19 protein-coding genes and 1 pseudogene are annotated in these 9157 nt (G+C 38.5%); all 20 read left to right on the top strand.

All coding sequences use genetic code 11. The features are described 5' to 3' along the window. Positions 1-354 (top strand): EF-Tu C-terminal domain-related protein (locus tag AT685_RS06695; protein WP_474114198.1); only part of this gene is annotated, 354 nt, incomplete at its 5' end. An 18-nt stretch (positions 355-372) separates the two neighbouring features. Then, positions 373-684 carry a 30S ribosomal protein S10 gene (gene rpsJ / locus AT685_RS06690; RefSeq protein ID WP_072150974.1) on the top strand — a complete coding sequence of 104 codons (312 nt, stop codon included), beginning with the start codon at positions 373-375 and terminating at the stop codon, positions 682-684. A 23-nt stretch (positions 685-707) separates the two neighbouring features. Further along, entirely contained in the window at positions 708-1328 is a 621-nt protein-coding gene (gene rplC / locus AT685_RS06685; RefSeq protein WP_072152039.1) for a 50S ribosomal protein L3, read from the top strand. Positions 1329-1390: 62 nt separating this feature from the next. Continuing rightward, complete coding sequence (gene rplD / locus AT685_RS06680) at positions 1391-2020, top strand: 50S ribosomal protein L4 (RefSeq protein WP_072150976.1); 630 nt, start codon at positions 1391-1393, stop codon at positions 2018-2020. Positions 2021-2036: 16 nt separating this feature from the next. Beyond that, positions 2037-2333, top strand: a complete 297-nt coding sequence (rplW, locus tag AT685_RS06675; protein WP_072150977.1) for a 50S ribosomal protein L23 — start codon at positions 2037-2039, stop codon at positions 2331-2333. A gap of 19 nt (positions 2334-2352) precedes the next feature. Further along, entirely contained in the window at positions 2353-3186 is an 834-nt protein-coding gene (rplB, locus tag AT685_RS06670) for a 50S ribosomal protein L2 (RefSeq protein ID WP_072152038.1), read from the top strand. 14 nt (positions 3187-3200) lie between these two features. Then, on the top strand, positions 3201-3491 hold the full coding sequence (gene rpsS / locus AT685_RS06665) for a 30S ribosomal protein S19 (protein WP_072152037.1): 291 nt from the start codon (positions 3201-3203) through the stop codon (positions 3489-3491). A 19-nt stretch (positions 3492-3510) separates the two neighbouring features. After that, positions 3511-3882: a 50S ribosomal protein L22 gene (gene rplV, locus AT685_RS06660; protein WP_072152036.1), complete on the top strand. Its 372-nt coding sequence runs from the start codon at positions 3511-3513 to the stop codon at positions 3880-3882. Between the two features lie 15 nt (positions 3883-3897). Then, positions 3898-4542, top strand: a complete 645-nt coding sequence (gene rpsC, locus AT685_RS06655) for a 30S ribosomal protein S3 (protein ID WP_072152035.1) — start codon at positions 3898-3900, stop codon at positions 4540-4542. A gap of 24 nt (positions 4543-4566) precedes the next feature. Beyond that, positions 4567-4986 (top strand): 50S ribosomal protein L16, encoded by a 420-nt coding sequence (rplP, locus tag AT685_RS06650; RefSeq protein WP_072152034.1) that lies wholly within the window; start codon positions 4567-4569, stop codon positions 4984-4986. A gap of 31 nt (positions 4987-5017) precedes the next feature. After that, positions 5018-5239, top strand: coding sequence for a 50S ribosomal protein L29 (gene rpmC, locus AT685_RS06645; protein ID WP_072152033.1), 222 nt, complete (start codon positions 5018-5020; stop codon positions 5237-5239). Next, on the top strand, positions 5239-5571 hold the full coding sequence (gene rpsQ, locus AT685_RS08695) for a 30S ribosomal protein S17 (RefSeq protein WP_081040628.1): 333 nt from the start codon (positions 5239-5241) through the stop codon (positions 5569-5571). The genes rpmC and rpsQ overlap by 1 nt, the downstream gene beginning before the upstream one ends. Positions 5572-5586: 15 nt before the next feature. After that, entirely contained in the window at positions 5587-5955 is a 369-nt protein-coding gene (gene rplN, locus AT685_RS06635; protein WP_072152032.1) for a 50S ribosomal protein L14, read from the top strand. A gap of 18 nt (positions 5956-5973) precedes the next feature. Next, the gene (gene rplX, locus AT685_RS06630) at positions 5974-6294 is read left to right on the top strand and encodes a 50S ribosomal protein L24 (protein ID WP_072152031.1); all 321 of its coding nucleotides are present in this window, start codon (positions 5974-5976) and stop codon (positions 6292-6294) included. Positions 6295-6315: 21 nt separating this feature from the next. After that, positions 6316-6954: a 50S ribosomal protein L5 gene (gene rplE / locus AT685_RS06625; protein WP_072149874.1), complete on the top strand. Its 639-nt coding sequence runs from the start codon at positions 6316-6318 to the stop codon at positions 6952-6954. A gap of 23 nt (positions 6955-6977) precedes the next feature. After that, positions 6978-7163: a type Z 30S ribosomal protein S14 gene (locus tag AT685_RS06620; RefSeq protein WP_072149875.1), complete on the top strand. Its 186-nt coding sequence runs from the start codon at positions 6978-6980 to the stop codon at positions 7161-7163. Between the two features lie 28 nt (positions 7164-7191). Further along, positions 7192-7587: a 30S ribosomal protein S8 gene (gene rpsH / locus AT685_RS06615; RefSeq protein ID WP_072149876.1), complete on the top strand. Its 396-nt coding sequence runs from the start codon at positions 7192-7194 to the stop codon at positions 7585-7587. 26 nt (positions 7588-7613) lie between these two features. Then, the gene (rplF, locus tag AT685_RS06610) at positions 7614-8153 is read left to right on the top strand and encodes a 50S ribosomal protein L6 (RefSeq protein WP_072149877.1); all 540 of its coding nucleotides are present in this window, start codon (positions 7614-7616) and stop codon (positions 8151-8153) included. Between the two features lie 70 nt (positions 8154-8223). After that, positions 8224-8601, top strand: a complete 378-nt coding sequence (rplR, locus tag AT685_RS06605; RefSeq protein WP_072149878.1) for a 50S ribosomal protein L18 — start codon at positions 8224-8226, stop codon at positions 8599-8601. Positions 8602-8682: 81 nt separating this feature from the next. Continuing rightward, a pseudogene (rpsE, locus tag AT685_RS06600) lies at positions 8683-9139 on the top strand (30S ribosomal protein S5). Positions 9140-9157: the final 18 nt, after the last annotated feature.

Raw genomic sequence — 9157 nt, 5'->3', positions numbered from 1 at the left:
TTGCGCGGTATTGAAAAGGATGAGCTTGAACGTGGTATGGTTATAGCTGCGCCTGGGACAATTACTCCACATACAAAATTTGAAGCCGAGGTTTATATTCTTTCAAAGGAAGAAGGTGGACGCCATACTCCTTTCTATAAGGGTTATAGACCACAGTTTTACTTTAGAACGACTGATGTTACTGGTACGATAATTGGTTTGCCCGAGGGGCAAGAGATGGTTATGCCGGGTGATAATGTGAGGCTTACAATTGAATTGATTGCACCCGTTGCTATGGAGGAAGGATTAAGATTTGCTATTCGTGAGGGTGGTAAAACAGTTGGCGCTGGAGTAGTAACGAAGATACTTGAATAAAACAGGTTTTATCTAAAAATGGCACAGCAGAGAAAAATTAGAATCAAGTTAAAGTCATACGATCATCGTTTAATTGACAAGTCAGCTGATAGAATTGTAAGAGCTGTTAAACAAACGGGCGCTGTTGTCTCAGGGCCTATACCCCTGCCGACAAAGCGCTCGGTTTTCACAGTTTTAAGGTCACCGCATGTTGATAAAAAATCCCGCGAACAGTTTGAGATAAGAACGCATAAAAGGTTAATTGATATTTTAAACTGGAATACGAAAACGATGGATGTTTTAACGAAAATTGATTTACCAGCGGGAGTAGAAGTGGAGATTAAGACATAAAAAATTTAAACTAAATTTTAGATATGGTTGGATTGATAGGAAAAAAACTTGGGATGACTACAATTTTTGCTGAAAATGGTGTCGCCATACCTTGCACTGTCCTTGAAGTTGGTCCTTGTTATGTCGTGCAGGTGAAAACGAAGGAAAAAGATGGTTATGAAGCTCTTCAGCTTGGTTTTGGGTTGAGAAAGGAAAAGAGAAAGCCACTACAGGGACATTTTAAGAAAGCAAATGTTCCGTTTTTGAGGGTGCTTAAGGAATTTAAAGGTTTTGACATAAGCAAGTATAAACCCGGTGATCAGATAAGAGTTGAGGATGTTTTTTCGGTTGGTGATTTTGTTAAGGTAACGGGAAGATCAAAGGGTAAAGGTTTTCAAGGCGTTGTGAAGCGGCATGGATTTGGTGGGGGTCCAAAGACCCATGGTCAAAGTGATAGACATAGGGCGCCTGGGTCAGTTGGTTCAAGTTCTTTCCCGTCACATACATTTAAAGGTCAGAGAATGGCTGGGCATATGGGAGATGAACAAGTTACAGTTAGGAATCTTGAAGTTGTTGAGGTGATACCGGACTCAAATTTACTTGTTGTGAAAGGTTCGGTCCCAGGAGCAAAAAATAGTTATGTTAAAATAATCAAGTCAAGTTGAGAGATTTGAATTCTTTAAGGTGAGAGAAAACAAACTTTAAAAAAATTAACCGAAAGTTAAGAATGAAGGTTGAGGTTTATAAAATTGATGGGACGAAGTCGGGTGAGTATGTTGAGTTAAGGCCCGATATTTTTGAGATAAAGCCTAATGATCACGCAATTTATTTGGCTGTTAAAGCTTACCTTGCGAATCAGAGACAAGGAACGCACAAAACGAAGACACGTGGAGAGGTAAGAGGTGGAGGTAGAAAGCCTTGGCCACAAAAACATACGGGAAGAGCAAGGGCAGGTTCTATTAGATCACCACTTTGGGTTGGTGGTGGAACAGTTTTTGGTCCAGTGCCGAGGGATTATAGTCTTGATTTGCCCAAGAAGGTCAAACAACTTGCAAGAAAATCTGCTTTAACTTATAAGCTCAAAGATGAGCAGATAATCGTTGTTGAGGATTTCACATTTGAACAGCCGAAAACGAAGAGAATGGTTGAGATTTTGAGGGCATTTAACCTTTTAAATAAGAAAGTTTTGCTTTTAACCGCTAAGACTGACTTGAATGTTTATAAATCTGGAAGAAATATCCCTGGTCTTAACATTTTGGAGGCATATAAAGCATCAACTTATGACATTTTAAATAATCAAATGATTTTGATCCAAAAAAGCGCTGTTGAAATTTTGCAGAATACATTTACAGAATGAAAATTAAAATTTCCCAATCAAGATGCCAAGTGTTTTAATTAGGCCAATAGTTACGGAGAAATCAACGATTTTGCGTGATAAAAATCAGTATGTTTTTGAGGTTGCGATGAAAGCGAATAAAATTGAGATTAAGAAAGAGATTGAGTCAAGATTTAATGTGAAGGTGAGAAAGGTTAGGACTATGATTGTTAAAGGTAAGAGAAAGTTTATGTTGACAAGACGTGGTAGGTTTGAGGGTAAGAGACGGGATTGGAAAAAAGCGATTGTTGTTCTTGAGCCTGGATACAAGATTGATATTTTTGAGAACATTTAAAAATTGAGGGAGTGAGAAAATGCCTGTAAAGACATTTAAGCCTGTAACCCCGGGAAGAAGATTTTATACGGTTTCTGATTTTTCGGATATCACAAAGACAGAGCCTGAGAAATCTCTGGTTGTTCCATTAAAGAAGCACGCAGGCAGAAATAATCAGGGAAGAATTACTGTTAGGCATCGTGGCGGTGGTCATAAAAGAATGTATAGGATCATTGACTTCAAGCGTGATAAAATTGGAATTCCTGCAAAAGTTGCTTCAATAGAGTATGACCCCAATAGAAGTGCGAGGATAGCTCTTTTGCATTATGTTGACGGTGAAAAAAGATATATTATCGCTCCAGATGGGTTGAAGGTTGGAGATATGGTTATGTCGGGTCCGGATGCAGAAATTAAAATTGGGAATGCATTGCCGTTGAGAAATATACCTGTTGGAGAGTTTGTGCATAATATTGAGCTTCGTCCTGGGAAAGGCGGGCAAATTGCAAGGAGTGCTGGGACTTATGCACAGGTTATGGCTAAAGAAGGTAATTATGCTCTTTTGCGTCTCCCATCTGGTGAGTTGAGAAAAATTCATTTAAATTGCTATGCTACTATTGGGATTGTGAGCAATCTTGATCATGAAAACATCACAATTGGCAAGGCTGGGAGAGCGCGCTGGCTTGGGAGAAGACCTTATGTTCGTGGTGTTGCTATGAATCCTGTTGATCATCCGCATGGTGGAGGCGAAGGTAAAGCACCGCAAGGTAATCCGCATCCAGTTTCACCTTGGGGCTGGCATACGAAAGGAAAGAAAACAAGAAAGAAGAATAAACCATCTGATAAATACATTGTTGCGAGGAGAAAGAAAAAATAAAAAGTTAATCTGATATGGCTCGTTCGCTTAAGAAAGGTCCATATGTAGACCAGAAATTGCTAAAGAAAGTTCAAGAGTTAATGAAGACTGGACAGAAGAGAGTGATAAAAACTTGGGCACGTGATTGTACGATAATTCCCGATTTTGTTGGGTTTACATTTGCGGTTCATAATGGAAAGCAATTTATTCCAGTTTATATAACTGAAAACATGGTTGGGCACAAGCTTGGTGAATTTGCACCTACGAGGACATTTAGAGGTCACCCTGGCACGAAGGCGGAAAAAGCAAGTAAAATGAAAAAGTAAATAAAGTTCGGATACTGAAATGGAAGCAAAAGCAGTCGCAAGATATATACCATCTTCGCCGAGGAAGATGAGGGTTGTGATTGATTTGATAAGAGGTAAATCAGTGGATGAAGCACTTAACATTTTACATTATACCCCAAAACGTGCAGCAAAAATTGCCGAAAAAGTTTTAAGATCAGCTGTTGCAAATTTCATGAATAAAGAAACAGAACGAAAGGTTGATATATCAGATCTTTATGTGAAGGAAGTTTATGTGGACCCTGGACCAATGTTGAAACGTGTTTTACCCGCTCCATTTGGTAGAGCATATATTATAAGAAGAAGGAGCAATCACTTGACAATCGTTGTAGCAGAAAAATCAGAAGGAAAAAATAAATCAAAAACAAAGTAGCATGGTGGAGGAGTCTTGGGACAGAAAACACATCCAATAGGCTTCAGGCTTGGAATAATAAGGGATTGGGATGCGCATTGGTATGAAGATAAAAATTTTGCTGAAAAGCTCCAGGAAGATTTGATGATTCGTAATTACATTCGTAATAGGCTTAAAAGGAGCGGTGTTTCAAGAATAATAATTGACAGAAAAACAAAACAAGTTGAGATTAAGATTCATACTTCTCGCCCAGGGATAGTCATTGGAAAGGGTGGCAAGGATATTGAATCTTTGCAGGAGGAATTAAAAAGGTTAACGGGTAAAGAGGTTAGAATTGAAGTGGTTGAGATCAAGCGTCCTGAGCTTGATGCTTATCTTATAGCTGAGTCAATAGCTGCACAGATTGAAAATAGGGTTTCTTATAGAAGGGCGATGAAGGCAGCTGTTACATCCGCAATGAGGATGGGAGCGCAGGGGATTAAAGTAATGTGTTCGGGTAGATTAGCTGGTGCTGAGATAGCAAGAAGCGAGTGGTATCTTGAGGGCAGAGTTCCATTACATACTATAAGAGCAGAGATTGATTTTGCAATCGCAGAAGCGTTGACCATTTATGGTAAGATTGGAGTTAAAGTTTGGGTTTTCAAGGGTGAAGTTTTAGGGAGAAAACCACAACTTCGTTAAAAAACAACTTTGAGGTTTTAAACTATGTTAATGCCAAGCAGGACGAAATACAGAAAACAGCAGCGTGGTCGTTTGAAAGGGAAATCATATCGTGCTTCAACGCTTGCTTTTGGAGATTATGGCTTGAAAGCGCTTGAGCCAGCCTGGATAACAAATAAACAAATTGAAGCAGCACGTGTTGCAATTTCAAGGACTTTGAAAAGAGGAGGGAAAATCTGGATAAGGATTTTCCCTGATAAACCATATACGAAAAAACCAGCTGAGACTCGTATGGGTAAAGGTAAAGGTAATGTTGAGGGATGGGTTGCTGTTGTGAAACCTGGTAGAATTATGTTTGAGGTTGGAGGCGTCAGTCGTGAAGTTGCAGAAGAAGCACTTAAACTTGCGGCGGATAAATTGCCAATAAAGACAAAATTTGTCACAAGAATTGAGGCAGGCGGTTAAAAATTTTAAATAAAAATTTTGCGCAGAAAAGATGAAGGCAAGCGAAATAAGACAACTTTCTGATGATGAGATAAGACAAAGAATCAAAGAGCTTGAAGAAGAGCTGTTCAATTTGAGATTTCAAAAAGCTCTTGGTCAGCTTGAAAAGCCACATAGATTTAAAATGATTCGCAAAGATATAGCAAGGATGAAAACAATTTTAAGAGAAAGGGAACTTCAAAGAGAGAAAACAAAGGAAGGTAAAGTTGCCTGATGAGCGAGGAAAAAATCCAGGAAAAAGAAAATGTTCAGCAGAGCCAAAATGAAGTTCAGGGGCTTCAATCTGAAAAACCAAAACGTGGTCAAAGGAAGGTTAGAATTGGAAGAGTTGTGAGCAATAAGATGAACAAAACGATTGTCGTTGCAATTGAAAGGAAGATTATGCACCCGATTTACAAGAAGGTTTATACAAGAACTACGAAGGTTATGGCTCATGATGAAAATAATGAGTGTAATATTGGTGATATTGTAAAAATTATGGAAACAAGACCCTTAAGCAGGCATAAAAGATGGCGTCTTGTTGAAATAATAGAAAGAGCAAAATAAAATTCTGAAAATGCCATGATAAGAAGAGAAACCGACCTTGTGGTTGCGGATAATTCAGGAGCTAAAAAAGTTCGTTGTATAGGAATTATAGGTCAACATCAAAGATTAACGGCAACAGTTGGAGATATCATTGTGGTTTCAATAAAAAGCGCAATTCCAGGTGCACCAGTTAAAAAAGGTGAAGTTTCGCGCGCAGTTGTTGTGCGAACAAAGAAAGAAATAAGACGTAAGGATGGATCTTATGTCAGATTTGATGAGAATGCTGTCGTTTTGCTTGACAAGTATGGTGAACCAAGGGGAACGAGAATCTTTGGACCTGTTGCAAGGGAACTGCGTGAAAAACAGTTTATGAAAATTATATCACTTGCACCGGAAGTTATTTAAATTAAACTTTGGGAGAGAATGAACATCAAGAAAAATGACATCGTTCAGGTAATTGCTGGAAATTATAAGGGTAAAATTGGAAAAGTTTTAAAAGTTCTCCGTGAGAAGGAAAGAGTTCTTGTTGAGGGTGTTAACATTGTTAAAAAACATGTTCGCAAGTCGCCCAAGTATCCGCAGGGTGGTATAATTGAGATGGAGGCCCCAATCCATGTTTCAAATGTTATGCTTGTTTGTCCAAAGTGCGGTAAAGCAACCAGAGTTGGACATGCGAGGCTTGTTTCAGCGGATGGGAAGAAAAGCAAGATGAGAGTTTGTAAAAAATGTGGCGAAATGTTTTAATTAAAACATAGGTGAGTTAAAATGGCTAAGGAGAAAAAGCAAAAAAAGCAAGAAGTTCAAGAAATTGAGGAAACACAAGAAAAGGTTGTTCCGAGATTAAAAAAACTTTATCATGAGGTTATAATTCCAGAGATGATGAAAAGATTTGGCTATAAAAATGTTATGCAAGTTCCACGACTTGTGAAGATTGTCGTTAATATGGGCGTTGGTCAAGCTACGCAAGATCCGAAACTTTTGGAAATGGCTATGAAAGAACTTGCAAAGATTACAGGACAGCAACCTGTGATAAGGAGAGCGAGAAAATCAATCTCAAACTTTAAGTTAAGAGCTGGAATGGCAATCGGATGTAAAGTTACATTGAGAAGAGAACGAATGTATGAGTTTCTTGATAGGCTGATAAACGCAGCAATTCCAAGGATCAGGGACTTTAGAGGTTTATCTGATAAATCTTTTGATGGTAGAGGGAATTACACACTTGGAATTAGAGAACATATAATTTTCCCTGAGATAAATGTTGATGAAGTAGAAAGAATTTTTGGCATGGATATAACGATTGTAACAACAGCCAAAACCGATGAGGAAGCTTATGAATTGTTGAGGTTGTTTGGGATGCCATTTAGAAAACGTGAAGTTGTAGTTGAGGAAAAAGCAACAGCGTAAAAACAAATTTCAGGAATTAAAACTTGGCACGAAAAGCGTCAATTCAAAAAGCATTAAGAGAACCGAAATATAAAGTTAGGAAGAGAAATCGCTGTTCAATCTGTGGTAGACCAAGAGGTTATTACAGGAAGTTTGGAATTTGCAGGATTTGTTTCCGGAGACTTGCTCTTGAGGGTAAAATTCCTGGTGTGAGAAAAGCAAGTTGGTAAAAATTAAATTTAGAGGTAAAAACAGGCTATGATGACGGATCCAATTGCTGATTTTTTAACGAGGATAAGAAATGCAGTCAGAGCTAAACATAAGGTAGTTGAAGCTCCTTCATCAAAACTTAAAAGAGCTATTGCTCAGATTTTACTTGAGCAGAAATTTATAAAGGGATATGAAGTTATTGATGATGGGAAGCAGGGAATTTTGAGAATTTATCTCAAATATACAGAAGATGGTGAGCCAGCAATTACGAATCTTGTGCGGGTAAGTAAACCAGGGCGCAGAATTTATGTTGGAGTTGATGAGATACCAAGGGTTTTAAATGGTCTTGGGATTGCAATTTTGACTACTCCGAAGGGAGTTATGACTGATCGTCGTGCGAGAAAGGAAAGGGTTGGTGGAGAAGTAATTTGTTATGTTTGGTGAAAATTGAAAATAAAATCGTAAGAAAAATGTCAAGAATTGGGAAAAAACCGATACCTATCCCAAAAGGTGTGAAGGTTGAAAGAATAAACGGAGTTTTAAAAGTTTCAGGTCCGAAAGGAGAACTTACAGCGCAGGTTCATCCGAGAATAGAAGTTGAGATAACTTCAGATCAAGTTTTTGTTAAGAGGAGGAGTGATTCAAGGACTGATAAGGCATTGCATGGATTGTGGAGAGCGTTGATTAATAATATGGTGATTGGGGTTTCGCAAGGTTACACAAAAAAGCTTGAGATTGTTGGAATTGGATATAGAGCCGAGTTGAAAGGTAAAGCTCTTGTTCTTTATCTTGGGTATTCACATCCGATAATTTTTATTCCTCCTGATGGAGTTAAAATTGAAGTTCCTCAGCCGACAAATATCGTTGTAAGTGGAATTGACAAACAGCTTGTTGGGCAGGTTGCAGCAAAGATTCGTTCTTTTAGACCGCCAGAGCCATATAAAGGTAAAGGCATACGTTACGAGGGTGAAGTTATAAGAATGAAAGCAGGAAAAGCAGCAGGTAAATAATGAACGAGGCGGGCTCACTTTGGGCGTAACCTCGTTCGGAATTCAAAATAAAATTGGTTAAATTTAAAATATGATAAAGCGAGAATTTGAGAAGAAGAAGGTTCGTAGGGAAAAGATTCGCAAGCGTGTAAGAGCAAAAATTATTGGAACACCTGAAAGACCAAGGTTGTCAGTTTATAGAAGTTTGAAACATATCTATGCTCAAATAATTGATGATACAAAGGGACATACGCTTGTTGCGATGTCAAGTTTATCAAAAGAGATAAGGGATGAGGTTAGAAATGCGAAAACGAAGACAGAGGTTAGCAGGATCGTTGGGCTTGCGCTTGCGAAAAAAGCACTTGAAAAGGGTATAACAAAAGTTGTATTTGACAGAAACGGCTACAAATATCACGGTAGGGTAAAAGCCCTTGCAGAAGCAGCTCGTGAGGGTGGTTTAGTTTTTTAAAACAAAATTTTTTAGGGTAAATTGCCGAGGATAAAAAAAGTAAAACCGACGGAGATTGAAGGTTTAAAAGAAAAACTTGTTATGATCAACCGAACCGCTAAGGTTGTTAAAGGTGGTAAGAGAATTCGTTTCAGTGCTATTGTTGTCTCATGTTGGGATTGGGCTTGGCAAAGGTCGTGAGGTAACAGATGCAATCCAAAAAGCAAGTGAGAATGCAAAAAAGAATATAGTTGAAGTTCCGATTGTGAATGGAACTGTGCCTCATGAGATCGTGGCAAAGTTTGGGGCTTCAAAAGTTCTAATTAAACCAGCTGCCCCTGGAACAGGTATAATTGCAGGTGGAGCTGTCAGAGCAGTTCTTGAGCTTGCAGGTGTGCAGAATGTCCTTACAAAATGCTTTGGTTCCACAAATCCGCACAATACTGTTAAGGCAACTTTGAAAGCTTTGACAAGTATGATAGACGCCCGAACGATGGCTGCAAAACGTGGAATGACGCTTAAAGAGTTGTTTGAATCAGATTCACTTGTAAAAATTTAACTTTGGATTCCAAGATGG

The organism is Candidatus Kryptobacter tengchongensis (genome assembly GCF_001458555.1).
GTDB lineage: Bacteria > Bacteroidota > Ignavibacteria > Kryptoniales > Kryptoniaceae > Kryptonium > Kryptonium tengchongense.
The sequence above is the reverse complement of the archived record's forward strand: the minus strand, read 5'-3'. Positions and strand labels throughout refer to the sequence as shown.